Consider the following 24,368-nt stretch of genomic DNA (forward strand, 5'->3'; position numbering starts at 1 on the left):
ACGCAACGAGGCCTCCTGCCCGAAGGCCCGCGACGCCGAGAGAGGCAAACATCGTGAGCACCGAGCTGCGACGCACCTTCCACGCCGAGACGCGGCCGACGATCGTCTGCCTGTGCGGCTCGAGCCGGTTCTATGACGAGTTCCAGCGGGCCAACTACGACCTGACGATGGCCGGTCAGATCGTCCTCTCGATCGGCTTCTACCCGCACGCGCACGAGCAGCACGGGTATGGCGAGGGCGTATCCCACGACTCGGTCGAGAAGGTCGCCCTGGACGAGTTGCACAAGCGCAAGATCGATCTGGCCGACTATGTCTACGTTCTCGATGTCGATGGGTACGTCGGCGAATCGACCAGGTCAGAGATCGCCTACGCGACCGCGCACGGCATCCCGGTGAAGTATCTGTCCCAGGACGCAGCGACAGGTCAGTGGATGTCGTGAGAGTCGACTCTCACCACATCCACTGACCTTTCGCGCTCACAACGCTTGGTGCAGTCGGGCCCTGAGCCCGGGGATGACGACCGCCGCGGCCGCAAGGTGACTGCAGATCAGCGCGACTCGGGACGCCGCATCGATGTCCGGCGTCACGAGGTCGGGGATGAACGACAGCACGAGCAGCGCCAGGGTCGTCCACGTGAAGACCTGAGCCGGGTTCCGCGACCACCGCCGACACGCCGCAGCCAGCAGGACGCCGATGAGAGAGAAGATGAACGCGAGCTGGGCGAAGCCGAGCACCGGAATCGCGTCACCGGCAATCTCCAGTGACGCCCCGGCTGCGTGTGCGACGGCGGCGACCAGCGAGGCGGCGACTGCGCCGCCGACGGACAGCGCGACGCCGGGCAACCACAGCGCCGAACCGGTCGATCGAACACGGGACTGCTCGTGGACGGTGAGTATTTCGGACATGTCATGCACCTTCCGGTCAGTGAGGCGGCTGTTGCCGTCCCTTGACATGACGACGAACGGGCTCGACCGAATACGACATCCGGCAGCGCAACTCACCCGATCAATTCACCCGGTGCCCATACGCCTTCGCCAGCTGCGCACCCAACAGGGCGTTGTTCTTGACCAGCGCGATGTTGGCGGTCAGCGACGCACCGCCGGTCAGTTCGACCACTCGGCCGAGCAGGTATGGCGTGGTGTCCTTGCCGGTGATGCCCAGGTGATCCATGTCGGCGAGCGCCTGCGTGATGATGCCGGAGATCCGATCGGCGGGGATCTCGTCGGCCTCCGGGATCGGGTTGGCGATGTCGAAACCGGACGTGATGCCGAGGTCCCACTGCGTCGCCATGATCGCGGCGAGTTCGTCGGGGCTGTCGGCGCGCATCGGGACCGCGTGGCCGCTGGAGCGCGAATAGAACGAAGGGAATTCGTCGGTCCGATATCCGATCACCGGGATCGACAGCGTCTCCATCGCCTCGAGCGTCAAGCCGATGTCGAGGATCGATTTCACCCCGGCGGAGATGACCGCGACCGGCGTACGGGACAGCTCGGTCAGGTCGGCGGACACGTCCATCGATGTGGTGGCACCACGGTGCACGCCGCCCAGTCCGCCGGTCGCGAAGATTCGGATCCCGGCCAGCGATGCGAGGCGCATGGTCGCAGCCACGGTGGTCGCGCCGTGACCGCCCTGCGCAATGACAAGTGCCAGATCCCGCACGCTGGCTTTGGTGACGGATTGGCCTGCCCTGCCGAGCATTTCGAGGTCTGCGTCGGTGAGGCCGATGCGCGGCACACCGTCCAGCACGGCGATCGTCGCCGGCGTCACACCCTCAGCGCGGATGAGCGCCTCGACCTCCCGCGCCATCGTCACGTTGTCCGGGTAGGGCATCCCGTGGCTGATGATCGTGCTCTCCAGAGCCACCACGGGACGTCCGGCCTCCAGCGCGTCACGCACCTCGTCGGTCGGTCGTAGACGGGGGTGGATGCTCATGCGGGGTCCCCGCGAAGTATTCGGAGGAAAGAAGTGCGGGAGAAACTTCGTGGAGTGCTGTTCATGGACGCTGCTCCTTCAGGACGCTCTCGATCAGTGCCGGGGTGAGATCCGGCCGGACGGTGTGCTCGCTGATGACGGTCAGGTACGCCGCGGCGGCCCCGTGGCGGGCCGCTGTGACGTCGTCGAGCCCGGCGACCAGGGCGTGGACGTATGCCGCTGCCATCGCGTCCCCGGCTCCCGTGACGTTCTGCACGACGGCGGTGATCGCCGCCAGGTGCGTGGTCGATGTGCGCGTGAAAAGCGTTGAGCCACTTGCGCCTTCGCGGACCCATATCCGTTCGACGCCCAGGTCGTGCAGCGCGGCGACTCCCGACTCCGGATCGTCCTCACCCGTCAGCGCGACAAGTTCCGTCCGCGTCGGCGTGAGGGTGTGGATCGGTGCAGTGCCCAGGACTTGGGCCACGCGTTCGGCCTTCGGCACGGACACCGGGTCGATGATCACCGGCACATCCGCGGCGGCCGCCGCCCGGCATACATGCTCCAGCACGACGCCGGCGAGATTCGCATCGAGCACGACATACGAGGCGTCCGCGATGAACTCCACGCCGACGTGTTCGACCCGCAGCGACTCGGTCGCCGCCATGTCCGAGACCGCACCGACCAGCTCACCGTCCGCGCCGAGCATCGCCAGATAGCTGCCGCTGGGCATGTCGACGTCCACCGAATGTGTGAGATCGACTGAAGTAGCTGATGTTTCGGACCGTAGCCGCTGACCGAACGTGTCGTTCCCGAAGGCAGCGATGAGGGTGGTCGGCACGCCGAGCCGGCCGAGATTGGCGGCGATGTTGCGGCCGACGCCGCCGGCGCTGGAGTAGGTGCGTCCGGGGTTGCTGGTGCCCGGAGTGAATGTCGCCGACGACTGCGCGACGACGTCGACGTTCGCACCACCCACGACGAGGACTCGACACATGAAAATCAGTCTGTCAGGCGCTGTGACGTACGTTACGGTCACCCCATGTCCGCCGAACGCACCATTCTCGCAACCTCCGGAGGCCTCCGCCCCGGTGAGCGCACGTACTTCGAGTTCAGCGAATTGACCCAGTTCGCAGTTGATCTCGCCGGTGTGACCGGCCGTGCTCCCCGCGTGTGCACGATCGCGACGGCGTGCGGAGACAACCCGCACGTGCTGCACAACCTCGCCGAGGCCGCAAAGGTCGCCGGCTACGACCACTCGCACCTGCAGCTCTTCACCATGCCGAATGTCGCGGACCCGGCCGAGCACCTGCTGCAGCAGGACGTCATCTGGGTCATGGGCGGCTCCGTCGCCAACCTGCTGGCCGTATGGCGCGTGCACGGCCTCGACGACGCGATGCGCGCTGCATGGGAGGCGGGCGTGGTGCTCACCGGTGTCAGCGCCGGTTCGCTCTGCTGGCACATGGGCGGCACGACCGACTCGTTCGGAGTGGACCTGCGTCCGGTCACCAACGGTCTCGGCTTGCTGCCCTACGGCAACGGCGTGCACTACGACGGCGAGGAACGCCGGCGACCGCTGATGCAACGACTGGTCGCTGACGGCACCCTGCCCGAGTCCTATTGCAGCGACGATGGCGCCGGAATCCTCTATCGCGGGACGGAATTCGCCGAAGCGGTGACCGAGCTCGACGGCGCCGGCGCCTACCACCTGGTGCGGGACGGCGACAGCGCCGTGGAGACCGAGCTGCCGACCCGGCGGCTGTGACGCGGTAGTCATCGCAGGGTGCACGCGGCATACATGATGTGCCGCTACAGTGCTGGACCCGTGAGCCTCGAGACCCCGCCGCCCCTGGACAAGCTGCTTCTCTCCATGCCGTTCCAGCGCTGCCGCCACGTCGCGGCGCGCACCGTGAACGACCACACTGCACTGGCCGGCCTGCTCGAGAAGGTCGCGGCGCACGAGTTCGGCATCGGACAGCTGCCGGATGCCCAGGGCGGCATCGACATCGACATCGCGTGCGCGGTGGTCGAAGCGCACATCGACGACCTGGCCAGCGGTGACGCGACCGACGTTGTCGCGGACGCACGATGCCGGCTGGTGGTCGCAGCGCTGCACTACCTGGTCGACATGAACGACGTCATACCCGACAACCTGCCCAGTGGTCACGTCGACGATGTGGCCGTGATGCGCTGGGCGACGCGCGTCGCGCGTGGTGAGGTGCCCGTCGAGTAGCGGGGTCGGCTCTCGCTCGTATGTCGGTCGGCGATGCCAGACTCATCGATCGTGGGCAGAACGATACCTCGGGAACGCGTGGTTGCCGCCGTGGCGCGGGACGGCGAGCGCGAGTTCGTCGGGCGGTGCGTTCGGCTGCTCGGCGGCGACATCGACGCGGCGCTGGTGGAGGTCGTCGGTGGCGAGAGTGCGCCATACGTGCTCGAGGGGCATGAAGGCGGCCCGGACGGCTACTGGCCGCGTGCGTGGGCGCTGCGCGCGTTGCTCTACGCCTGGGACCCGATCGCCGAACCTGCGGTCCTCGCTGCGTGCTCCGACGAGCACTGGCGAGTCCGTGAGATGGCGGCCAAGGTCATTGCGGCACGTATGACGACCTCGGTCGATGCACCCCACACAGTCGAGCAGCTTGCCAAGGACGACAACGCCCGCGTTCGCGCCGCCGCCGAGCGAGCCCGGGGCACACTCGGCTGACGCCGGAGGTGCGACGCCGCAGCGACTCAGGCAAGGTCGCTGTGCACGTCCCCGATGCGGATGTTGTTGCCGAACGGGTCGCGTATGGCGAAGTCCCGGCCGTACGGCTGCTCGACGATCTCCTGGGTGAAGTCGACACCGGCGTCCTTCAACGTGGCGAACGCACCGTCCACGTCGTCGGTGTCGAAAGCCAGCCAACCGCCGCCGGCGCCCTTGGTGACGAGTTCACGGACCTGAGCGGCAGTCGCTTCGTCGATGCCCGGAGGGCCGGGCTTCTCCAGCAGGATCACTTTCGGGTCGCCCGGGACACGCACGGTCAGCCAGCGCATGGGTCCGAAGTCCATGTCCTGGTCGACCTCGAGGCCGAGCACTTCGGTGTAGAACGTCTTCGCCTCGTCCTGGTCGAGCACGAAGATCGAGGAGATGTTGTTCCGCTTCAACATGATGTTGCTCCCTGCCAGTCGGTGGTGCCGGTCGAGTCCTTGCGAGCCTATGACCGGGTCGGTCCACCGCACTTCTCCGAAAGTGCGCTCCTCGCGACCGGGCTCCCACCGCCATACGATGGCCCGGGTGGAGCCTCTGGAGGACCGCAACCGTCGGCTGTTGCGGGCGCGTGACGCGATCGACGTGCACTACCGCGAGAAGCTCGACGTGCCGAGGCTCGCCCGCATCGCGCTGATGGGTAGGGCGCATTTCATCCGGGAGTTCAAGGCGGCGTTCGGTGAGACACCGCACCGGTATCTACAGCGGCGCCGCGTGGAGCGCGCCATGTACCTCCTGCGCTGGACCGACCGCAACGTCACCGACGTGTGCATCGAGGTCGGGTTCAGCAGCCTCGGCACCTTCACGCGCACCTTCACCGAGATCGTCGGTGAGTCACCGGGTTGCTACCGGACCAGCGCCGACCGACCGGCTTCGTTCGTTCCTGGTTCGTTCACGATGCGATGGACCCGCCCATCCGGTTGATGCTGGTCCTCCAGAACATAGCGAACAGAACATAGTTCGGCCGCCGCCGAAGCTTGTTCGCCATACCGTGCAGGTATGACGACTCACCTGTATGACGTCGCCCTGACCTGGACCGGGTCCACCCGCGACTATCGAACCTACGACCGGAGCCACGAGGTCACCGTCAATGGCACGCATGTCTCGGTCAGCGCGGACAAGGCGTTTCGCGGAGACCCGACCAAGGTGAACCCGGAGGCGCTGCTGGTCGCGGCCGCCAGCTCCTGCCAGCTGCTCAGCTTCCTCGCCGTCGCCGCCCGGGCGCAGCTGGAGGTGGTCAGTTACGAGGACGACGCCGAGGGCAGCATGCCCGACGACCAGCAACCAGTGCGTATTTCACGGATCGTGCTGCACCCGTACATCCGCATGCGAGGTGGCACCGCCGACCGGGGTCCGCGAGTTGCTGCACAGCGCACACGAGCAGTGCTACATCGCCAACTCGTTGACGACTGAGATCCAGCTCGATCCGACCGTGGAGGTGGTCTGAGTGTTCGACATCGAGATCCCGGCACCCGACGGGGCCGTATCGCTCCGCCACATAGGCAACGTCCTGGGCGCTGCAGGAGTCAGCCTCGAAGGCGGCGGCCTGTGGTCCGGCATGGCGCACTATCTGGTGGAGGACGGTGATCGTGCGGCGATGGCGTTGCGCGACAACGGGTTCCATGATGTGGCGGTGAGTCCGGTAGTGGTCGTCGAGCTCGACGCGGACGTGCCTGGAGCGCTCGGTCAGCTGATGGACCGGCTGGTGGTCGCCGGCGTCGCCCTGCGCGGGCAGTACAGCGACCACGACAATCGCAAGGTGCTGCTCGTGGATGACCTCGATGCAGCGCGCCGGGCGCTCGGCACCACAACCAGCGAGTCTGTCGAACTGCGTACCTGAAGCGGCGAAACCGATTGCTGGAACAGGAGAACGACGTACTGCGTCACGCCGCGGCCCATCTGTCGCAGGCGAGTCTGCCGCCCAAAATGATGGTCCCGCTCGTGCGCGAGTTGGCCGCACAGGAGCACCCCGTCCGGGTACCGGTGGCTGCCCGGACGCGCGGGCGCGATCCAACGCGATGGCTGACGTTGCCGATCCGACAGCGAAGAAGGCATCCGAGATCGACCCACCCCCCGACGACCCGTCGAGCAGATCGCACCGCCGCTTCGGGCGACGACGTTCGCTTCGAGCTGTATGACAGAGCCGGGCACGCCTTCGACATTCCGATGCCGATCGTCCATCACCCCGAAGCGTCCGCCGCTGCCTGGCGCACACCGTGGATTTCCTGTCGGCATACTTCCCGGCCGTGCGCCGACGGTCAGTCGGACTCCACCCGAGCGAGCACGTTGGTGATCGCATCGTCGGCCAGCTCGTGCAGCGCCGCATCGTCCTCGACAACTTGCCCGACCCAGATCAACGAGACGAGACCGTGCGCGGTCGCCCACAGTTGCAGGACGTGTCGGTCGGCGTGCTTGTCGCCGGCCTCGCGCAACAGCCGGGCCAGGATGTCGCCGACGGCCTGGCCCTCGGTCCATGCGTCGGTCGCGGGCACGCGGTCGCCCCCCACGCCATACATCAGGCCGTAGAGCGCGGGTTCGGCGAGCGCGAAGTCGAAATACGCGTGCGCGGCTCGCCGGACGGCGGCCAGCTCGGCGGTCTCGTCGTGCCGCCGACGCCCCGCCTTCCGTCCTGCTGCAGCGGTTTCCAGCGTTGCGCGAAGGCGCGCGAACCCGTCGCGCGCGACATTCAGCAGTATGTCGGTGCGCCCCTTGAAGTAGCGGTACGCGAAGTTGGCGGAGTAGTCGAGCCGGTCAGCCAACGCGCGCATGGTCACCGCGTCCCACCCGTCCGAGCAGCCGATCTCCAACGCCGCGGCGAGGATCGCCGATCGTGCGGCGTCGCGTTCGCGCTCACGGCGCTGCGCTGCCCGGGTCGGTATGTCGGCGGGCGCTTTGCTCATCGGCAACTCCTTGCGGACGGGGCGGTCGTGGTGGTTACAGTGTACACAATGATGACGTTGTAACCAGAACATCGGACGGAGCGACATGGCAACGATCGAACTGAACAACCCGGACCCCGACGTCCTGGACGGGCGACACATCCGTGCATCCGCCTTCGAAGCCGCCCAACGCGAGCTTCTCACCAGACTGCATCAGCAACTGCCCGCCGCCGATCCGCAATTCGCCACGGCGCTCGCAGTCGGCGCCGGCTACAGCCGGTTGCCACAGCTGATGCTCGACGTCGGGTACCACGTCACTGCCGTGGACCCGTCGGCCGATGCGACGAGGGCGCTCCGTGCCGGATACAACGGTCGGTGGCCGACCCTTCGATCAGTTGTGGGAGACGCCAAATATCTTCCTGCAGAAGCGGATTCGATTGATCTGGTGTGGTGTGTCGACACCCTGGAGATCGTGTCCGACGTGCGACCGGTCTTCACCGAGATCAGTCGGGTGCTGCGACCCGGTGGGGTCGTCATACTCGACACGCTGAACAACACTGCGCTTTCTCGGGTGATCTACCTGCGACTGTTCCAGCAGGCGCCGGGCACTCGGATCATGCCCCCCGGCAGGTATACCGCAGCGCGACTGTGGCGCCCGGACGACCTCAGTGCGGCCGCCCGTGCCGCGGGCCTGCGAGTGGCGGAGGTCATCGGCTACGAACCGCGGTCACCCATCGCGTTGCTGAGCGCTCTGCTTCGGCGGCGGAGCGGCCGCATCGGTGACGAGCAACTCAGCGACCTCGCAGGCTTCCGGTTGTCGACCTCCGAGCACACTCCGCCGGTGACGTATTACGCGATTGCTCGGGCCGAGTAGCCGGCGATGTACTTCCCGGCGAACGCGCCGCTCGGCATGCGGTGGAGGTCGTACGCCAGGTGGTTGGCTCGGGAACGTCTTTCAACCTTGTTGTCTGCGTGCCGTGTTACCGGTCGAGGCCCCCGGCCACGGAAGAAGGGCAAGCGACATACGAAGACGGCCGGTGAGCGTTGTGCTCACCGGCCGTCGTGTCGCGGGGTGTCAGGTGGCGACCAGTGCAGGGTCTTCGTCGGCCCGCCGGCGATCCTCCTCCTCGGCAAACTTCTTCGCGAGGCCTTCGCCCTCGATGTCCACCTTCGGCACGACCTTGTCGAGCCATTTGGGCAGCCACCACGCCTTGTCACCCAGCAGGTACATCACTGCCGGGATGAAGGTCATCCGGACGACGAAGGCGTCGAAGAAGACCGCTACCGCGAGAGCGAAGCCCATCGACTGGATCAGGCTGTTGCTCTGGAAGATGAATGCTCCGAAAACCGAGATCATGATGGTCGCCGCCGCGGTCACCACACGGGACCCGTGCCGGAATCCGTCGACCACGGCCTCGCGAGCGGTGTCGCCGTGCACATATGCCTCACGCATCCGCGTGACGAGGAAGACTTGGTAGTCCATCGCCAGCCCGAAGACGATCCCGATGATGATGATCGGCATGAAGCTGACGATCGGCTGCCCGTCCACCAGGCCGAGGAAGCCATTCTGGAAGATGCCCACCGTCGCGCCGAGGGTGGCAAGAACCGACAGCAGGAACCCGAGGGTTGCCATCAGCGGCACCACCAACGATCGGAAGACGACGATCAGCAGGACGAAGGCCAGACCGACGACGACGAGCAAGTAGATCGGTAGCGCGCTGGAGAGCCGATCCGACACGTCGGTCTCCAGGGCGGTGGTTCCGGTCACACCGACCGTCGTGCCGGTCTTCTGCTCGATCGCCGACTGGGTACTACGCAGTTTGTCCAGCAGATGAACCGTGGACTGGTCATCTGCGGATCCGCGCGGCGTGATCACCAACTGCGCCCCGGACTTGTCTTTGTTGAGCCCGATGATCTGGGCATTGACAACGTCTTTCTGCTGTCCAGCCCAGCTCATCACCTGGCCGTATGCCGCCATCCGCTGGTCAGTGCCCTTCACATGAGTGGCGTCGACAACAGCGAGCAGGCTTGCCTGTCGGCCGGCGCCGAACGCCTCGGTGACCATGTCGGCCGCCTGACGCTGCGTCGTCGACTTCGCGGCCGTCGTGTCCGTCGGCAGCGCCAGATGCATGCTCATCATCGGCACGGCGAGCGCACCGAGCACGACGACCACCAGCGCGACGAACGCAGCCGGCTTCTTGCCGAGCAGGTGCGCCCACCGGACACCGTTGTTGATGGTCTTACCGTTCGGGAGCACCTTGTCCTGGCGCTTGCGCAGCTGGCCTCCGAAAACCTTGGACTTCAGCAGGCCGAGGACCGCCGGCAGCAGAGTCAGTGCGACGCACACAGCGAAGAACACTGAGCCGGCCGCGGCCAGGCCCATCGAGGTGAGGAACGGAATGCGGACCACGGACAAGGCGCACAGAGCGATCAGCACGGTCAGGCCGGCAAAGACGACCGCGCTGCCGGCTTTGCCGACCGCCATCCCCGCCGCATGCGACCGGTCATCGGTCTCGTCCAGTTCTGTGCGGTATCTGGCCAGGATGAACAGGGTGTAGTCGATGCCGACGGCGAGACCGATCATGGTGGCCAGTACGGGCGTGGTCGTACCGATCGTCGTGAAAGCAGTCGTGATCTGAATGGCCAGCTCGCCCATGGCCACACCGACGGCGGCAGAGATGATCGGCATACCCGCCGCCACCAGCGACCCGAACGTTATGAACAGAACGATGGCCGCAATGATGACGCCGAGCAACTCGCTGCTACCACCGGACTCCACTTTCGCCTGCATGCCGGTGCCGTTGACCTCCGCACGGATGCCGTCGCGTCGAGCCTGCTTCAGATCGTCGAGCACCTTGTCCTGTGTGGACGACTTGACGTCGGCAAGGGTCTTGACGTCGAAGTTCCAGGTCAGCGTGCCGGTCCGGCCATCCTTCGACAGCGGCGACAGCGCTTGGGCGTTCTTCCTGGCCTGCGCCTGCTCGGGTGCGCTCCTGCCGGCTGCTGCCAGCATCTGCTTCTGCTGCGCCGCAGCCGCAATGACCGGATTGACCGGCTGCTGAGCGGGCTTGGTCGGCATCTGCGGAGCCTTGTCCAGCTGCGTGATCAGGTTGTCGACCGCAGTCTTGTACTTCGCCTCGCTGAGCGTATGCCCCTTGGGTGCCTGCACGACCACCGTCGCGGTCGCCTGATCCTGCAAGTCCTTGGTGCCGGGAAAGAGCTCCTGTTGCATGCTCTGCGCCTGCAGCGAGGGGATGCCCGGGATGCTGAACTTGTCGACCATCGGCTTGCTCACGCCGACGGCGAGCGAACCAAAGCCGACCAGGATGATCACCCAGGCAGCGATGAAGATCGGCCACCTACGGTAGGCGGTCCGCCCCAGACGATAAAGAAGGGAAGCCATAGAATTCCTAACGAGATGTTTGAAGTACGTTGAGCTATTTGAAGATTCGGCGTGCGATCGCCAGGTGGTCGCGAAATACCGCTGCCGGATCACGGTCATCGTCGACCATGCTGAATTCCTGCATCGCGGTGTCGAACGTCGCCGCGAAGATCGCCAGCAGAACCCGCATCTCCGGAGTTTCCGCCGGGGTTCCAGACCGTCGTTCGATCAACTCCTGAACGCCCTCGATGAAGCCGGCGAACATCTCCCGCACGACGACGACCAGTCTTGGGTTCACCTCGAAGCACCGGCGCATGGTCCGCCAGTCCTCACGAGTTATTTCGACCTCGGCGGAGGTCCGCAGGATGCCGAGGACAAGCACGGCGAAATCCTCGGTGAACTCCCCCGTAGGGCCACCGTCGAGGAATACGTCGATGTCTTTCTGATGCAGCTGCGGACCTCCGCCGATGGTGGCCTCGAGCTTGCCGTCGAAGTAGTTGAACAAGGTACGGCGGGAGACCCCAGCACGTTCGGCGAGCTCGTCGAGGGTGAATCCGTCATACCCCTTCTCCACTGCCAACCGTTGCGCCGTGCTGGTGATCCGGAACGCCCTCTGCAACCGCTTCGTAGGCATTGTTCCGGCGATCCGCGGTGGCGAGGCGGAAGCCCCTTTTGAGGGGTGGGTCCTCACGGTTAGCTGACGCGCAGCAGCACCTTGCCGCCGACACCGTTCCGCAGGTCGTGGAATGCGTCGATGATCCCGTCGAACGGGCGTTCCTCGACCCAGCCTGTGGTGTCGTAGAAGCCGTCTGCCATCGCCGTGATCACCTCGTCGAACTCCTGCGGTTCGTAGCCGACCGCGCCGACGACTTCCAGCTCGGACATCATCAGCTGAGTCAGCGACAGTTCGACCGGGTTTTCGTGGAGAGCCACAACGGACAGCCGTCCCCCGGGCATGAGGCCGGCGATCGCGCCGGTCGCGGCCGGACCCGCACCCGCGGCGTCGACCGCGACCTTGACACCCTCGCCGTCGGTGAACTTAGCGATGGCTGCGGCCAGGTCGTCGGCGGGATCGACGACGTCGGCGCCGATCTTGGCGATCGCCTCGCGCCGCTGCACGTTCGGCTCGGAGACCAGGATTCTTTCCACACCACGGGCCTTGAGCGCGAACCACGCACCGAACCCGACCGGGCCGGCGCCGGCGACCAGCGCGGTGTCACCCGGCTCGGCATTGGTACGTGCCACGCCATGCCAGCCGACAGCCAGCGGCTCGACGAGGGCGCCCATCCGCAGGTCGACGTTGTCGGGCAATTTGTGCAACTGCCCGGCATTGACGGTGACGTACTCCGACAGGCCGCCGCCGGGCGCGGTGGCGCCCAGCGCACCGATCTGATGGCAGATGAATGGCTTGCCGGCGCGGCAGGGCGCGCAGTGTCCGCACGACTTCACCAGTGGGAAGACCGCGGCGCGGTCGCCGACCTGCACATCGGTCACGTCGGGCCCGACCTCCACGACCGTGCCCGAGAACTCGTGGCCGAGCACCTGCGGCAGGGTCGCCCCGGTGACTGGGTGCGGCTTGCTGAAGTCGAATGGAAGCGACTCGGGGTAGAAATAGAAGTGCAGGTCCGAGCCGCAGATTCCGGCATACGCGTTGCGTAGCTTGACTTGCCCCGGGCCGACCGTGGGCTCCGGGATGTCCTCCACTCGGACGTCATGCTTGCCGTGGAAACGAACTGCCTTCACGTGTTGCTCCTTGCTGACTGTGTGAGTCGGGCGGTTGACGACCACGGGCTCGAGGTTGCTCGACCCTGACCAACTCGGTTGATGCTGGCCAGTCTTCGCCGCGGCCAGCTGGTTGAGAACCGCCAAGTGCGAGGGGTTCTCGTCATACAGCCCGCCGAACGCGCGGCATCGCGCGGACCAGAATCGGTCGTCCGTGCTTCTTGCCCACGACAGCGCGGGGCCACGTCGATGACGTAAGCACCACTTCCTGGGCGGGGACGACGATCATCAACCCAGCACCAGGTTGAGCTGTGGGCGTATGAGGAAGACCGAGATCGAGGCGGTACTCAGTGCAATGCAGGTTCAGGTTTCGGCGGCGCGGCACCGCCGACGTGTCGCCGTATGCCGCACCGGCACGAGCGACCGAGGTTCAGGCGAAGCTGCATGTGTGGGCGGCGGTTTGCATGGGTTCGACCTGATGGCTCCACATGCCGGTGTGAGTCAGGCTGCACATGCTGCTCGGGACAACTGGGTCGCACGCACGATGGATTCCTGACCCGCGACCGACACGGGTTGGTCAGCGTGGTGAGCCCGTGCCCGGCTGATCGGACAGCCGCAAGATCAAGGCCGCCGCGATGTAGCGCATCCGGCCCAGCGGAGTGCGCACGTCGTACCCCAGCTGCAAGGTGAGCGCCTCGTGCCGGGCCTGCACGCTCGAGTGGTGCATCCCGAGAGTTGCCGCGGCGGACCGGATGCTGTCGGTCTCGACGAGCGTGCGCAGCACGTGCGCGGAGCGTTCGTCCAGGGCGGCCAGCGCACCCACGTCCGGGTGCGGGTCCTGCGGGTTGTGTGCACGCAGCAACATCAGCATGGCGCCGAGTTCGGCCGCGTCTACGACCGGATCGTCGTCGTTGGTGAGCCGCAGCGCGATCAGCGCACCGGCCCAGGAGTCCGGTGCGTGGTCAGCGCGCACCCACTGGCCGAAGCCGACCAGGCCGGACACGTCGCGGGTGCCGGTCGTGTCGAGTGTCGCGCGCACCAAGCCGTATGGCGTCGGCACCACAGCCGACGTCGCCCCTGCGATGGGTGGCGTGTCGCTCGCAGTTGCGATGATCCGCATCCGCTTGGCCGGGTCGAGACGGAACCGCGCGAGCTGGGTCACGCGATCGCTCAGCGAGCGGTCCTCGTCGAGGATGGCATCGAAACCTGTGGGGCGCCGGTGGGTCTGGAGCAGTTCGACGCCGAATGCGAGCCGATCCACGATCACGTCATCCGCCAGTTCGGGGCTGCCGTCACGCTCCAGCCACACCGACCAGTCCGCGCCCGCGCGCTGAGTTGCGTACGGCGCCCGCGCGCCCGAAACGGGCTCGTGGCCGTCGGGATCACGGCGTCGAACGCGGCCACCGATCTCGACGCCCGCCGTACACCCGGCCAGGACCGCCGCCCCGCGCAGCATCCCGTCCACGCCTGACCCCCGAGCGATGAGCCTGTCGAAGTATGCGACAACGCGAAGGTTGTCCGCAGCCTCCGGATTGCTCGCGCTCAATCGTCCGACCGGAGGCTCCATCGGGCGGTCCCTTCTTCCAGCGGGTACGCAGAGCCTGACCCGCGAGGCCATCGTGAGTGTCCCAGTATGCGCCGAGGCCACGAGGCGCTCGACTGCGTCCCGGCGATCCTCGGCCCCCCGCGCCGCGTCACCGCTCCTGGGCGGCGTGACCGGCCGATGCGACCGGGGTGCACGCGCCGACGGTGCTTGTCGGGGCTGCTGCACGGTTCGCGATGGTTTGTAGTCACGCAGCCCGAGCGACTGGTGTGGTCATGGTGATCTCGTCTTCGATGAGGTCAATCGGCCCAGGACGTAATTGCGGACCCGGTACCGCCGCGACGAGGCTGGCGACGATAGCCAGGAGATGAGCCTGCATACTGCGTGGGCGATCTGCTCGGCCAAGGGCCGCACCCGGCACGACTTCACCACCGCCCGGCAGGTGAACACGGTGTGGTTGACCGACATGTGTCACCGAGTGGAGATAGAGCGCGCGCCAGGGACGAGGCTGACAGGATCGGAGCATGACCGCGATCCGACCCAATGTTGACCACGTCGACCGAGACATCGCCCTCGCCAACGAGATCCTCCGTGTGACCGTCGGCTCCGGCGCACACGGGATGGCGATCCCTGGCCACGACGACAACGACGAGATGGGTGTACGTCCAGACGCCGGGGCAGGTCGCCGGACTCGCTCACACTGACGAGCACTACGTCTCCCGTACCAAACCCGAAGGCGAACGATCCGGCCCTGGCGACACCGACCTCACGATCTACTCGCTGCGCAAGTTCACACGTCTCGCGGCCGCCGGCAACCCAACCATCCTGATCCCGTTCTGGTCCAACGATGTCGACCTGCTCCTCAGTACGGAGCTGGGCGACGAACTCCGCGCGCTCGGAAGCAAGCACTTCGCCACGCGTCGAGCAGGACGGCGCTTGCTCGGATACCTCGAGGGACAACGCGAACGGATGACTGGAGGCGGGCGCCAATCGCGGATACCGAACCGTCCTGAACTGATCGAGAAGTACGGATATGACACGAAGTACGCGAGCCACGCGCTGCGCCTCGGACTTCAAGGCATCGAACTCGTCACCACCGGGCGACTCAGCCTGCCCTTGCGTGCCGAAGACCTCGCGCCCTGCATGGAAATCAAGAGAGGTGAGGTCGACTACGACGAAGCCTTGCGTCGCGTTGACGCTGTCAGGGCGCAACTCGACACCACGCTGGCCGGAGTCCTTCCGATCCTGGACGAGCCCGAGATGGACGAAGTCAACGCATGGCTCGTCGGGGCGCACCGTCGGCACTGGGGATGGCTGGTCTGACCTGCCAAACCTGCGCATCCTCTGGAGGACGAACCATGCAGAACCACACACTGGCCACAATCCTCGGCCAAACACTGGCTGACTCCGACGACATCACGCTGCCCGGGATCGAGGCCGTGATTGGCGAGCTGGCATTGCACATCCGCAGCCTGAGCGGCCCCGACCTGGGAGCCACGTTCCCGTCGAAGGTTCGATCGAACTCGCTCCGCATCCTGGCTGCTGGCTTTCCGGATGCGGAACGCATCGGCAGTCACGGAGCCTCAGGTCACGCTTCCGATGTCGTGGACGCGCTGCGACGAGTTGAGTCCGCCATGACCAGCTCGACCAGCCCGGGACTGTGAGGATGCAGCGGCATCAACTGGAAGGGGTCCACATCTCGATTCGACGTGAACTCGGCCCGCCTCGGCATCCCCGACGCTTGAACGCCGATCGGGTCGCTGAGGCGCCTCGTCGTGGCCCATGCTGCCCCAGCTCAGTCGGTAGAGCGATTCACACCACACGCGGTCGCGCCGCACGAATGGCTGATCAAATGGCCAATGACAGACGAACGGCGCGGTCCGAGATTTCTCCCAGACCGCGCCGTTCCGCCGAGCCGCCTAACGGAATCGAACCGTTGACCTATTCATTACGAGTGAATCGCTCTACCGACTGAGCTAAGGCGGCATGACCTACGACATGCGTCGAAGGCCGCGACGAGTATACGCAGCAGTTGGCCCGGACACCGAATCGGCCAGCGCGGTCAGCCGGCGTCCTCGTCGGCGATCAGCTCGGCGATGGCGTCGCTGACCACGCGGGCACCCTTGTCACCGAGGGTGATCGTGTAGTGATTGACGCCGTCGACCTCACGCCAGGTGAAGTTCGGCCGGCCGGTCTCCCAGTCGTCCAGCTGGCTCGGTGCGTAGAGGCCGCCCTCCTCGCCCAGCAGGCCGCGCGGCGCACGCAGGAAGATCGCCGACGCGTGGATCGCCGGCCAGGCCAGATCGGTCGGGCCGCCACTGAACATCTGCGGGTAGTCCTGGGTGACCAGTTCACCCGCCACCGTGCTCCGGTATGGCGGGCCGGATCCCAGGTCGTAGTCGACATAGTCCGCGGCAGCCTGGCTCCATTGCCCGACGAAGGCCGGGTGCTGCTGCCAGAACTCCTGATAGGCCTGCGGGCTGTCGAACTCCATCGACAACCGCGCGACGGCAGGCCCGAGCACGGCCTTCATCCGCGCGTCCAGGTCGCCGCCCGGCGGCAGCTCGAACGGCACGCCGCCGTCCACCAGCAGCAGGCTGCCGACCGCTTCGGGATGCTCACCGGCCAGCGTCGCGACCACGAAGCCGCCCATCGAGTGGCCGACCGCCACGTCGCAGCGTCCGTCCGCGAGCTCCTGCAACACGACCAGACAGTCGGCGGCGTGCTGCGACATACCCGAGGGTCCGGGCAACGATCCGGACCGGCCGCGACCACGCAGGTCGGGCGCGAGGACCACGGTGCCCGCCGGCACGGCCGCACCGACCGACTGCCACGACATGTGCGTTGCGGTGATGCCGTGCACCGCGAGGATCACCCGCTCGACCGGACCGTCGCCCTGCCACCGGCCGACGCGGAGCATCCCACCGTCCACCGGAACGTCGTGCACCGAGTACGTCATGGCTCAGCACGCCTTCCCGGCAGGCGGCACGGTGCCCTTGGTCAGGTAGGCGTCCACCACGCCGTCGACGCAGGACGAGCCCAGCTTGTACGCCGTGTGCCCATCCCCGTCGTAGGTCAGCAGGTGACCGTTGTCGAGTTCCTTGGCCAGCCGCTGCGCCCAGTCGTAGGGCGTCGCCGGGTCCCGTGTGGTGCCGACGACCAGGATCGGCCCGGATCCCTTGGCCGTGATCCGCTCGGGCTTGCCGGTCGCCTTGATCGGCCACTCGCCGCAGGCGAGCCCACCCCACGCCAGCATCGGACCCCAGGTCGGTGCCGCCTTCGCGAACGTCTTGGCGTCCTTGCGATAGGTCGCCAGGTTCGAAGACCCAGCGCGGTCAAGGCAATTCACCGCATTGAGCGCCTGCATGATGTTGCCGTTGTAGGTGCCGTCGCTGTCGCGCTCGGCATACTGATCGGCCAGCGCCATCAGCTTGTCGCCGCTGCCGTTGAACGCCGCCTGGAAGGCGTCGGTCAAGGTCGGCCAGGAGCCCTTGTCGTACATCGCCTCGGCGATGCCCATCGTCGCCCAACCCTCGGTGAGCTGCGTGACGTCACCCTGACCCGTGACTTTCAGCGGCTTGGCGTCAACGTCCTTGAGGAACTTACGGATTCGCGCCATACCGTCGTCGAGATTGGCGCCCAACGGGCAACTGCCCTGCGCCACGCAGTCACGCACGTAGGCGCGGGTCGCCTGCTCGAAACCCTTCGCCTGACCCAGGCCCATCTCGGTGCCGGTGATGTCCGGCGGCACCACTCCGTCCAGCACGAACCGGCCGACCCGCTTCGGGAAGAGCCCGGCATACGTCGAGCCGATGAAGGTGCCGTAGGACTTGCCGAGGTAGTTGAGCTTGTCGTCGCCGAGCGCGGCGCGCAGCACGTCCATGTCCTTGGCGACCTCGACGGTCGACACGTGCTTGATGAGGTCACCGGTCTTGGCGACGCAGGCCTTGCCGAAATCGCGGCTCTCGGTCGCCGCCGCCTGCTGCTCCGCCGCATCGTCCGGCGTCGGGTCCGCCGCGAGGTACTTGTCCATCTGCGCGTCGCCGTAGCAGGTGATCGGCGCCGAGCGTTGCACCCCGCGAGGGTCGAAACCCACTACGTCGTATGACGATCGGACGTCCTTGCTGACGACGTAGCCGGACGCGGCCGCAGCGGCGTAGTCGACACCGGACCCGCCCGGGCCGCCGGGGTTGACCACCAGCGAGCCCTTCTTGTCGCCGGTTGCCGGCACCTTGTCGATCGCCAGCTTGATGGTCTGCCCGCCGGGTTTGGAGTAGTCGAGCGGCACGACGAGATCGGCGCACTGAGCCTGCCCGCAATCGCTCCACTTCAGCTTCTGGTCGTAGAACTTCGCCAGATCGGCCGGCGTCGTGGCGCCCGCGGATGCCGCCGCGCTCGACGCGCCCGCGGAGGAGTCGGCACTGCTGGACCCTCCGCCGGACGCGGTCTGGTCGGTGGCACCGCCGCCGCTGGATCCGCCGCTGCAGCCGGCCAGGGCCAGTCCCAGCACGGTCGCACTCGCAAGGCCGGCCAAGGACCGTCGTCGAACCATGCGCTGCACGTTACGTCATACGCCTTGGTCGGCGGTGTGGACTTGCTCCTCGCGCACGGGCAATGGACCCTGTCCCCATGCCGCGCGCCATTCGCCCCACTGCGTCGAGCACCGCTGCGTTGGATCGTGGCAGCCGCATCCTCTGGCGGACCCTGGGCCGCCCCATCGATCTGGCCGGTGCGCATGCCTGGCTCGAGGCACCGATGCACTCACAGTCCCGTGTCGCCGACGGCTGGGTGGAGGATGCCGCGCACCGCCTCGGTGGCGTGGCGGATCGCAGCGGGACGGGCGGGCTCCTCGCCGACCTGTCCGCCCTGGACGGCCCGGGGTTCAGTGCGTCGTCGGTGGACCCGGTCATCCGCCGGTTCTACGAAGAGACCAGCGGATGGCGCATGGAGGCGTGGGCCCAGTGGAATCCGCTGCTGCAACCGGGCGGCGAGTTCGTCAGTCGCGCCTTCGGCACCCGGGTCCAGCAGCTCGCCATACCGACGCGTCCGCTGGACGTCGCGCGTGGCATGGACAGCACGGTGGTCCGCATCCTCGACAACACCGGCCGACAGCGCAGCGCCGCCTGGTTGCGCACACTGCGCGGTTCCGGCGATTACGTCTACAGCGGCTGCTACTCGGTGCGATCGCTCCCGGGCAGCGACCGGCCAAGTGTGCACGTCGCGTTCCCCCTGGAGTCCGGCAACGTCCAAGTGTTCCTCCGGCCACGTGCTCTGCCGGACGGCGGACTCGAACTCCATTCGCCACCAGGCAGTTTCGGCCAGGACGGCGCGTATGTCGTCGTCCGCGAGCGCGGCACCCACGCCTCACGTGCACCGATCCACGAGACGTTCCGCGTGTATGTCGACGACGAACGCGTCCTGCGCACCGACCACGTCCTGAAGTTCGGCCGCGTCACCGCCGTGCGCCTGCACTACAAGCTCACCCCGCAATGAGTCCGGGCCCACAACTCGGTTGATCGGTACTCGCCGCGTCGTGAAGGCTGGTGCCATGACGGTGCCCCCCGACGATCTCCGGCTCGAGCTGCTGACCATGCGACACGCAGCGCCGCTTGAGGCGTTCGAGCGCGACAACCGGGCATTCTTCGCCCGCGAGGTCGGCGACCGCGGCGACGATTTCTTCGCCGAGTTCGCCGACCGGCTCGCCGAACGAGTGGCCGAGAACGACTCCGGGACGTCACTGCTGTGCGTCGTGGTCGACACGAACGGCCAGGTCCTGGGCCGGGTCAACCTCCTCGACATCGACGATCCCGGGCGCACCGAGCTCGGGTATCGGGTGGCGGAGTCGGCCCAGGGACGCGGTGTCGCGACGTGGGGCGTCACCGGCGCACTGGATCTGGCCGCCGCACACGGGGTCCGACAGGTGCAGGCCCGGGTCGCGACGACGAACCCGGCGTCACGACGGGTGTTGGAGCGATGTGGCTTCGCGGCGACCGGTCCGATCGACGCGCCCGCCGGTTCGACGCAGCGGTTCCTCGGCTACCGGAAGGACCTCTGACCGACGGCCCGCGTCAGGCGGTGGAGCCGGTCGGTGCCTGCAGGCCGATCGTCATCGCCTCCAGGGCGAGCAACGGCGGCACGTTGGCCTCGATCCGCTCCCGGGCCGTGCCGATGGTGTCCATCGCCAGCAATAGTTGCTCGCTGGTCCGCCCACCGGCCAGGTGCCGCACCTCGTCGGCGAGGTCGGCGTTGATCAGCTCCACGGTCCCGCCGGCCTGCAGCACCAGGGCGTCCCGGTAGATCGACAGCAGATCGACCAACGACCGATCGATGACGTCCCGGCTGAACCGGGTGGCCCGGGTCTTCTGTTCCTTCTCCAAGGCGGCCAGCTGCGAGCGCACGTGCGGCGGTTGGGTCCGGGCCGCCGGGTCGGCACCGAGCTGGGCCATCAGGCGTTCCTTCTCGGCGGCGTCGCGTTCGGCGGACGAGGCAGAGGACTCCTCGCCGGCGATCGCCGCCAGGTCCGCCGCCGCCGTCATCGCGTCGCCGAGGTTCGTGATGTGTCCGGCCAGCAGCAGCGTCTTGCGGCGACGCTCCCGCGCCGACGCATCGGTGGCGAGCCGCTTGGCGAGGCCGACGTGGGACTGGGCCGCCCGGGCCGCGTCGGTCGCGACCTGCAGGTCGATGCCGTCCCGCTCGCTCAGCAGGGCGGCGACCGCCTCCACCGGCGGAGTGCGCAACCGAACGTGCCGCGAGCGGGACCGGATGGTGATGATGACGTCCTCGAGCGAGGGTGCGCAGAGCAGCCAGACGGTGCGCTCCACCGGCTCCTCGAGTGCCTTCAGCAGCGCGTCCGCCGCGCGTTCGGTGAGCCGGTCGGCGTCCTCGATGATGATCACCCGCCAGCGACCGATGCTCGGCCGGCGCTGGGCGAGACCGGCGAGCTCGCGCGCGTCCTTGACCTGGATCGACAGACCCTCGGTCGCCATCACCGTGACGTCGGCGTGACTGCGGTCGAGCACCGTGCGGCATTCGTGGCACTCCCCGCACCCGCCCTGCGGGCACTCCAGCGCAGCCGCGAACGCGCGGGCCGCGGTGGATCGGCCGGAGCCGGGTGGCCCGGTCAGCAGCCAGGCGTGCGTCATACGGGCCGGGTCGGCGACGGCTGCCCGCAACGTGCCGACGGCCTGGTCCTGCCCGATCACGTCGCGCCAGACACCCGGGTAGTCGGTCACAGCCGACCCACCCGCTCGGCGACGATCGCGGCGATCTCCTCGCGCGGCAGGGCGGCGTCCACGATGAGGTAGCGCGCCGAGTCCTGCGCGGCGAGCTGCAGGTAGTGCTCTCGGACGCGGGAGTGGAAATCGTCCTGCTCCGACTCCAACCGGTCGTGTATGGCGCCACGCCGGGCCCGCCCGTCCTGCGGCGTCACGTCGAGCAGCACCGTCAGGTCGGGCAGCAGGTCCTCGGTCGCCCACAGCGAAAGCCGTTTGATCTCAGCGGGATCCAGCTCGCGCCCGGCTCCCTGGTAGGCGACGGAGGAATCGATGTACCGGTCCTGCAGGACCACGGCACCGCGGCGCAGCGCAGGCCGGACGACGGTCGCCACGTGGTGCGCCCGGTCGGCGGCGAACAGCAGTGCCTCCGCTCGCGCGGCAATGGCGTCGCCGTGCAGCACCACCTCGCGGATGCTGGTGCCGAGGTCGGTGCCGCCCGGCTCGCGGGTGACGACCACGTCGTGGCCGTCACCGACCAGCCGCGCACGCAGCATCTCGATCTGGGTCGTCTTGCCCGCGCCGTCGCCGCCCTCGAACGCAATGAACACGGCCCGAGCCTAAGGGACCAGGACGACAGCTCGGCAGCCACGCCGCCGGCCCGCGCTCGGGGCGGGGTGCGCATGTGACGCACATCGCATGGTCCTAGGTTGGTCGTATGACGCAAACCGCCTCCCCCCTCAGCGATTCGACGGCCCGCGTGCTGACCGGCACCGCGATCGAAGCCCAGCGCGACAGCCGCACACCCGCGTTGGTGGCCGGCGTCGGTCGACACGGCACGCTGCTGTGGTCCGAGTCCGTCGGCCGGGCCGACCTGTCCGACCCGAGCGTGCCGCTCGGACCGGAGACGCAGTTCCTGGTCGCGTCCAACACCAAGACCTTCACCGCCGTGCTGATCATGCAGCTGCGCGACGAGGGGAAGCTGAGCCTCGACGACACCGTCGACCAGCTTGTCCCGGGCACGACGCACAACCAGGTCACCGTCCGCCAGATGCTGGCCCACGTCAGCGGCATGCAGCGCGAACCCGTCGGCGATGTGTGGGACACCCTGGAGTTCCCCGACCGCGACGGCCTGATCAGCGGCTGGAACGACGCCGAGCGCGTGCTGCGTCCGCACAACCGGTGGCACTACTCGAACCTCTGTTACGCCCTTCTCGGCGAGATCGTGGCGCGCCTGGACGGTGGCAGCTGGGAGGATTCGCTGCAGCGGCGACTGCTCGACCCGCTGGAGCTGCGTCGCACCACGCTGACGCGGGTGGCGCCATACGTCGGGCTCTACTACGTCCACCCGTTCACCGACGTGCCTGTCGAGGAACCCGTGCTGACCAAGAACACCACGGCGTCCGCCGGCGCGCTGGCCAGCACGTTGTCCGACATGGTGCGGTGGCACGGCTTCCTGCTCGACCCGGTCGAGGAGATCCTCTCCCCCGACACGGTTGAGGAGATGCGCCAGCCGCAGATCGCCGCCGATGCCGGCTGGAACACCGCCTGGGGCCTCGGTCTGGAGCTGGAGCGCCGCGACGGACGTGTCTGGTTCGGACACACCGGAGGTATGCCGGGTGGCATCACCGGGTTCTTCTCCGAGCCCGAGTCCGGCACCACCGGCGCCGTGCTGATGAACAACTCGATCTCCAAGGACCCGGCGGGCACCGCCATCAAGCTCGGCGCGTACGTCGTCGAGCACGACCCGGAGCTGCCGGAGCCCTGGGTGCCCGGCACGGTCGAGCCCGAGGAACTGAAACCGCTTGTCGGCCAATGGTTCTCCGAAGGCGCCGAGTTCACCTTCGCGATCAACGAGGGCAAGCTCACCGCGCGTCTCGCGTCCGCGCCGCGCAGCACCGCGCCGTCGGTCTTCGAGCCGGAGGACGCAGACGTCTACCGCACGGTGAGTGGTCGCGAGCGCGGTGAGCGCCTCGTCATACACCGGCGCGAGGACGGCTCAGTGCGCCAATTCAACTGGGCCACCTACCGATTCACGCGAGAGCCCCTCGGTTTCGGCCAGCCCACCCGCTGACCGCACCGACGACCGAAGGCGGCCACCCCACCAGGGGCGGCCGCCTTCAGCATGACGACTGGATGACCGGCAACAGCCGGCCGCAGGTCACTTGGACCAGACGATCTCGGTCTCGTAGGTGTCCCACATGACCTTGCTCGGGGCCGGCCCGGTCACCTGGTAGTAGTAGCAAGCGGATCCGCTGCCACCGACGGGGATCTCGTCATACGAGGACTTCTTGCAGCCCGGCAGGTCCTGGTAGGGCGAGCCACCGGCGCGACCCTTCTCGGACGAGTCGAAGACCGGCTTCAGGAAGAACTGGTTGGGCGCGGTCGCGCGGAAACCGTACTTCGCACCACCGAGGTTGGTGACGTCGAAGTTGACGTAGTACATCTTGCCGTTGCTCTTGTTGAGGTTCGCCGTCGCGTATGCCGACTCCGGGGCGGCGGTGATCGACTTGACCTTCAGCTTGTACTTGCCGTCGGACTCATCGTCGATGACAGCGCTCTCACCGAACTTCAGCTTGGTGCCGTCAGGGGTCACCTTGGCGTCGCTCTTGGAGCCGCCGGCTGCCGCCGTGGAGGACTCGCTGGTCGAGGACTCGCTCGGCTCGCTGCTGGTGCTCGTCTGTTCGCTGGTCGGCGCCTCCGAGGACGTCGGCGGAGCCGGCTCCGTGGTCGCCTTCGACGTGGCGACGGCTGTCGGTGCCGAACCAGTGGGCTTGCTCACGCTCGCGGTGTCGTTGTTGCACGCGGCCAGGCCCAGGGCGCCCGCGATGGCAACGGTACCGACGACGCTGCGGCGAAAAATGTTGCTGGACATGACTTTCCTCCGTGTGTGTCCTTCGTGAACTTCGGGCCTGTGACGGTTGGTGACCCGATGTGGTTCCGTGGGAGCGTAACGGAAGGTGCGACGACCGCGAAC

27 protein-coding genes and 1 tRNA gene are annotated in these 24,368 nt (G+C 67.4%); 13 read left to right on the forward strand and 15 right to left on the reverse strand.

What is annotated here, in order from left to right:
* Window positions 1–53: 53 nt before the first annotated feature.
* Complete coding sequence (locus tag ACZ50J_RS19575) at window positions 54–440, forward strand: hypothetical protein (protein ID WP_464298829.1); 387 nt, start codon at window positions 54–56, stop codon at window positions 438–440.
* 36 nt (window positions 441–476) lie between these two features.
* On the opposite strand, the gene ACZ50J_RS19580 is transcribed toward ACZ50J_RS19575, so the two are convergent.
* The 3 genes from ACZ50J_RS19580 to ACZ50J_RS19590 all read right to left on the reverse strand — a co-directional run bounded on the left by ACZ50J_RS19580 (window position 477) and on the right by ACZ50J_RS19590 (window position 2,905).
* Window positions 477–905, reverse strand: a complete 429-nt coding sequence (locus ACZ50J_RS19580; protein WP_464298830.1) for a DUF6069 family protein — start codon at window positions 903–905, stop codon at window positions 477–479.
* Between the two features lie 100 nt (window positions 906–1,005).
* A complete protein-coding gene (locus ACZ50J_RS19585) occupies window positions 1,006–1,932 on the reverse strand; it encodes a pseudouridine-5'-phosphate glycosidase (protein ID WP_464298831.1) in 927 nt (308 codons plus the stop codon).
* Window positions 1,933–1,993: 61 nt separating this feature from the next.
* Window positions 1,994–2,905, reverse strand: a complete 912-nt coding sequence (locus ACZ50J_RS19590; protein WP_464298832.1) for a carbohydrate kinase family protein — start codon at window positions 2,903–2,905, stop codon at window positions 1,994–1,996.
* A gap of 45 nt (window positions 2,906–2,950) precedes the next feature.
* On the opposite strand from ACZ50J_RS19590, the gene ACZ50J_RS19595 reads away from it, so the two are divergent.
* The 3 genes from ACZ50J_RS19595 to ACZ50J_RS19605 are packed head-to-tail and all read left to right on the forward strand — an operon-like array spanning window position 2,951 to window position 4,612.
* Window positions 2,951–3,673 (forward strand): Type 1 glutamine amidotransferase-like domain-containing protein, encoded by a 723-nt coding sequence (locus ACZ50J_RS19595; RefSeq protein WP_464298833.1) that lies wholly within the window; start codon window positions 2,951–2,953, stop codon window positions 3,671–3,673.
* Between the two features lie 60 nt (window positions 3,674–3,733).
* Window positions 3,734–4,141 carry a hypothetical protein gene (locus tag ACZ50J_RS19600; RefSeq protein ID WP_464298834.1) on the forward strand — a complete coding sequence of 136 codons (408 nt, stop codon included), beginning with the start codon at window positions 3,734–3,736 and terminating at the stop codon, window positions 4,139–4,141.
* Between the two features lie 51 nt (window positions 4,142–4,192).
* The gene (locus ACZ50J_RS19605; protein WP_464298835.1) at window positions 4,193–4,612 is read left to right on the forward strand and encodes a HEAT repeat domain-containing protein; all 420 of its coding nucleotides are present in this window, start codon (window positions 4,193–4,195) and stop codon (window positions 4,610–4,612) included.
* A 26-nt stretch (window positions 4,613–4,638) separates the two neighbouring features.
* On the opposite strand, the gene ACZ50J_RS19610 is transcribed toward ACZ50J_RS19605, so the two are convergent.
* On the reverse strand, window positions 4,639–5,055 hold the full coding sequence (locus ACZ50J_RS19610; RefSeq protein ID WP_464298836.1) for a VOC family protein: 417 nt from the start codon (window positions 5,053–5,055) through the stop codon (window positions 4,639–4,641).
* Window positions 5,056–5,173: 118 nt separating this feature from the next.
* Between ACZ50J_RS19610 and ACZ50J_RS19615 the strand changes: the two genes are divergently transcribed.
* The 3 genes from ACZ50J_RS19615 to ACZ50J_RS19625 all read left to right on the forward strand — a co-directional run bounded on the left by ACZ50J_RS19615 (window position 5,174) and on the right by ACZ50J_RS19625 (window position 6,494).
* Window positions 5,174–5,578, forward strand: coding sequence for a helix-turn-helix domain-containing protein (locus ACZ50J_RS19615; RefSeq protein ID WP_464298837.1), 405 nt, complete (start codon window positions 5,174–5,176; stop codon window positions 5,576–5,578).
* A gap of 75 nt (window positions 5,579–5,653) precedes the next feature.
* Window positions 5,654–6,067, forward strand: a complete 414-nt coding sequence (locus tag ACZ50J_RS19620) for an OsmC family protein (protein WP_464298838.1) — start codon at window positions 5,654–5,656, stop codon at window positions 6,065–6,067.
* Window positions 6,068–6,101: 34 nt separating this feature from the next.
* Window positions 6,102–6,494: a hypothetical protein gene (locus ACZ50J_RS19625; protein ID WP_464298839.1), complete on the forward strand. Its 393-nt coding sequence runs from the start codon at window positions 6,102–6,104 to the stop codon at window positions 6,492–6,494.
* A 418-nt stretch (window positions 6,495–6,912) separates the two neighbouring features.
* Here ACZ50J_RS19625 and ACZ50J_RS19630 read toward each other — a convergent pair whose 3' ends face one another.
* Window positions 6,913–7,554 carry a TetR-like C-terminal domain-containing protein gene (locus ACZ50J_RS19630; RefSeq protein WP_464298840.1) on the reverse strand — a complete coding sequence of 214 codons (642 nt, stop codon included), beginning with the start codon at window positions 7,552–7,554 and terminating at the stop codon, window positions 6,913–6,915.
* Between the two features lie 85 nt (window positions 7,555–7,639).
* Between ACZ50J_RS19630 and ACZ50J_RS19635 the strand changes: the two genes are divergently transcribed.
* Window positions 7,640–8,407, forward strand: coding sequence for a class I SAM-dependent methyltransferase (locus ACZ50J_RS19635; protein WP_464298841.1), 768 nt, complete (start codon window positions 7,640–7,642; stop codon window positions 8,405–8,407).
* Window positions 8,408–8,608: 201 nt separating this feature from the next.
* On the opposite strand, the gene ACZ50J_RS19640 is transcribed toward ACZ50J_RS19635, so the two are convergent.
* From ACZ50J_RS19640 to ACZ50J_RS19655, 4 genes are all read right to left on the reverse strand, one after another.
* Complete coding sequence (locus tag ACZ50J_RS19640) at window positions 8,609–11,035, reverse strand: MMPL family transporter (RefSeq protein ID WP_464298842.1); 2,427 nt, start codon at window positions 11,033–11,035, stop codon at window positions 8,609–8,611.
* A complete protein-coding gene (locus tag ACZ50J_RS19645; protein ID WP_464298843.1) occupies window positions 10,971–11,549 on the reverse strand; it encodes a TetR/AcrR family transcriptional regulator in 579 nt (192 codons plus the stop codon). Before ACZ50J_RS19645 ends, ACZ50J_RS19640 begins: the two co-directional genes overlap by 65 nt.
* Before the next feature lie 59 nt (window positions 11,550–11,608).
* The gene (locus tag ACZ50J_RS19650) at window positions 11,609–12,658 is read right to left on the reverse strand and encodes an alcohol dehydrogenase catalytic domain-containing protein (protein ID WP_464298844.1); all 1,050 of its coding nucleotides are present in this window, start codon (window positions 12,656–12,658) and stop codon (window positions 11,609–11,611) included.
* Window positions 12,659–13,214: 556 nt separating this feature from the next.
* Window positions 13,215–14,204: a hypothetical protein gene (locus ACZ50J_RS19655; RefSeq protein ID WP_464298845.1), complete on the reverse strand. Its 990-nt coding sequence runs from the start codon at window positions 14,202–14,204 to the stop codon at window positions 13,215–13,217.
* A 633-nt stretch (window positions 14,205–14,837) separates the two neighbouring features.
* On the opposite strand from ACZ50J_RS19655, the gene ACZ50J_RS19660 reads away from it, so the two are divergent.
* On the forward strand, window positions 14,838–15,503 hold the full coding sequence (locus tag ACZ50J_RS19660; protein ID WP_464298846.1) for a DNA polymerase beta superfamily protein: 666 nt from the start codon (window positions 14,838–14,840) through the stop codon (window positions 15,501–15,503).
* Window positions 15,504–15,538: 35 nt separating this feature from the next.
* Window positions 15,539–15,844, forward strand: a complete 306-nt coding sequence (locus ACZ50J_RS19665; RefSeq protein WP_464298847.1) for a hypothetical protein — start codon at window positions 15,539–15,541, stop codon at window positions 15,842–15,844.
* 249 nt (window positions 15,845–16,093) lie between these two features.
* Here the strand turns inward: ACZ50J_RS19665 and ACZ50J_RS19670 are convergent.
* The 3 genes from ACZ50J_RS19670 to ACZ50J_RS19680 form a co-directional block, all read right to left on the reverse strand.
* Window positions 16,094–16,166 (reverse strand) — tRNA-Thr (locus tag ACZ50J_RS19670).
* Window positions 16,167–16,242: 76 nt separating this feature from the next.
* Complete coding sequence (locus ACZ50J_RS19675; RefSeq protein ID WP_464298848.1) at window positions 16,243–17,139, reverse strand: alpha/beta fold hydrolase; 897 nt, start codon at window positions 17,137–17,139, stop codon at window positions 16,243–16,245.
* 3 nt (window positions 17,140–17,142) lie between these two features.
* The gene (locus ACZ50J_RS19680) at window positions 17,143–18,732 is read right to left on the reverse strand and encodes an alpha/beta hydrolase (RefSeq protein ID WP_464298849.1); all 1,590 of its coding nucleotides are present in this window, start codon (window positions 18,730–18,732) and stop codon (window positions 17,143–17,145) included.
* Window positions 18,733–18,809: 77 nt separating this feature from the next.
* On the opposite strand from ACZ50J_RS19680, the gene ACZ50J_RS19685 reads away from it, so the two are divergent.
* Together ACZ50J_RS19685 and ACZ50J_RS19690 are read left to right on the forward strand one after the other, a co-directional pair.
* Window positions 18,810–19,673, forward strand: a complete 864-nt coding sequence (locus ACZ50J_RS19685; protein ID WP_464298850.1) for a hypothetical protein — start codon at window positions 18,810–18,812, stop codon at window positions 19,671–19,673.
* A 55-nt stretch (window positions 19,674–19,728) separates the two neighbouring features.
* The gene (locus tag ACZ50J_RS19690) at window positions 19,729–20,235 is read left to right on the forward strand and encodes a GNAT family N-acetyltransferase (RefSeq protein ID WP_464298851.1); all 507 of its coding nucleotides are present in this window, start codon (window positions 19,729–19,731) and stop codon (window positions 20,233–20,235) included.
* 13 nt (window positions 20,236–20,248) lie between these two features.
* Here ACZ50J_RS19690 and ACZ50J_RS19695 read toward each other — a convergent pair whose 3' ends face one another.
* Both ACZ50J_RS19695 and tmk read right to left on the reverse strand, forming a co-directional pair.
* On the reverse strand, window positions 20,249–21,412 hold the full coding sequence (locus tag ACZ50J_RS19695) for a DNA polymerase III subunit delta' (protein ID WP_464298852.1): 1,164 nt from the start codon (window positions 21,410–21,412) through the stop codon (window positions 20,249–20,251).
* A complete protein-coding gene (gene tmk / locus ACZ50J_RS19700) occupies window positions 21,409–22,002 on the reverse strand; it encodes a dTMP kinase (protein WP_464298853.1) in 594 nt (197 codons plus the stop codon). Before tmk ends, ACZ50J_RS19695 begins: the two co-directional genes overlap by 4 nt.
* A gap of 107 nt (window positions 22,003–22,109) precedes the next feature.
* Here tmk and ACZ50J_RS19705 point away from each other — a divergent pair, with 107 nt between their 5' ends.
* Complete coding sequence (locus ACZ50J_RS19705; RefSeq protein WP_464298854.1) at window positions 22,110–23,465, forward strand: serine hydrolase domain-containing protein; 1,356 nt, start codon at window positions 22,110–22,112, stop codon at window positions 23,463–23,465.
* Window positions 23,466–23,552: 87 nt separating this feature from the next.
* Here ACZ50J_RS19705 and ACZ50J_RS19710 read toward each other — a convergent pair whose 3' ends face one another.
* Complete coding sequence (locus ACZ50J_RS19710; protein ID WP_464298855.1) at window positions 23,553–24,266, reverse strand: hypothetical protein; 714 nt, start codon at window positions 24,264–24,266, stop codon at window positions 23,553–23,555.
* Window positions 24,267–24,368: the final 102 nt, after the last annotated feature.

The sequence above is a fragment of the Flexivirga sp. G2 genome (assembly GCF_055397625.1).

Bases quoted from the DNA above. Each gene is read 5' to 3' on its own strand.
- ACZ50J_RS19630 (WP_464298840.1), bottom strand. From the start codon at position 7,554: ATGAGCAAAGCGCCCGCCGACATACCGACCCGGGCAGCGCAGCGCCGT.
- ACZ50J_RS19595 (WP_464298833.1), top strand. From the start codon at position 2,951: ATGTCCGCCGAACGCACCATTCTCGCAACCTCCGGAGGCCTCCGCCCC.
- ACZ50J_RS19690 (WP_464298851.1), top strand. From the start codon at position 19,729: ATGACGGTGCCCCCCGACGATCTCCGGCTCGAGCTGCTGACCATGCGA.
- ACZ50J_RS19710 (WP_464298855.1), bottom strand. From the start codon at position 24,266: ATGTCCAGCAACATTTTTCGCCGCAGCGTCGTCGGTACCGTTGCCATC.
- ACZ50J_RS19635 (WP_464298841.1), top strand. From the start codon at position 7,640: ATGGCAACGATCGAACTGAACAACCCGGACCCCGACGTCCTGGACGGG.
- ACZ50J_RS19680 (WP_464298849.1), bottom strand. From the start codon at position 18,732: ATGGTTCGACGACGGTCCTTGGCCGGCCTTGCGAGTGCGACCGTGCTG.
- ACZ50J_RS19620 (WP_464298838.1), top strand. From the start codon at position 5,654: ATGACGACTCACCTGTATGACGTCGCCCTGACCTGGACCGGGTCCACC.
- ACZ50J_RS19590 (WP_464298832.1), bottom strand. From the start codon at position 2,905: ATGTGTCGAGTCCTCGTCGTGGGTGGTGCGAACGTCGACGTCGTCGCG.
- ACZ50J_RS19705 (WP_464298854.1), top strand. From the start codon at position 22,110: ATGACGCAAACCGCCTCCCCCCTCAGCGATTCGACGGCCCGCGTGCTG.
- ACZ50J_RS19645 (WP_464298843.1), bottom strand. From the start codon at position 11,549: ATGCCTACGAAGCGGTTGCAGAGGGCGTTCCGGATCACCAGCACGGCG.
- ACZ50J_RS19610 (WP_464298836.1), bottom strand. From the start codon at position 5,055: ATGTTGAAGCGGAACAACATCTCCTCGATCTTCGTGCTCGACCAGGAC.
- ACZ50J_RS19580 (WP_464298830.1), bottom strand. From the start codon at position 905: ATGTCCGAAATACTCACCGTCCACGAGCAGTCCCGTGTTCGATCGACC.
- ACZ50J_RS19665 (WP_464298847.1), top strand. From the start codon at position 15,539: ATGCAGAACCACACACTGGCCACAATCCTCGGCCAAACACTGGCTGAC.
- ACZ50J_RS19655 (WP_464298845.1), bottom strand. From the start codon at position 14,204: ATGGAGCCTCCGGTCGGACGATTGAGCGCGAGCAATCCGGAGGCTGCG.
- ACZ50J_RS19640 (WP_464298842.1), bottom strand. From the start codon at position 11,035: ATGACCGTGATCCGGCAGCGGTATTTCGCGACCACCTGGCGATCGCAC.
- ACZ50J_RS19585 (WP_464298831.1), bottom strand. From the start codon at position 1,932: ATGAGCATCCACCCCCGTCTACGACCGACCGACGAGGTGCGTGACGCG.
- ACZ50J_RS19685 (WP_464298850.1), top strand. From the start codon at position 18,810: ATGCCGCGCGCCATTCGCCCCACTGCGTCGAGCACCGCTGCGTTGGAT.
- ACZ50J_RS19615 (WP_464298837.1), top strand. From the start codon at position 5,174: ATGGCCCGGGTGGAGCCTCTGGAGGACCGCAACCGTCGGCTGTTGCGG.
- ACZ50J_RS19675 (WP_464298848.1), bottom strand. From the start codon at position 17,139: ATGACGTACTCGGTGCACGACGTTCCGGTGGACGGTGGGATGCTCCGC.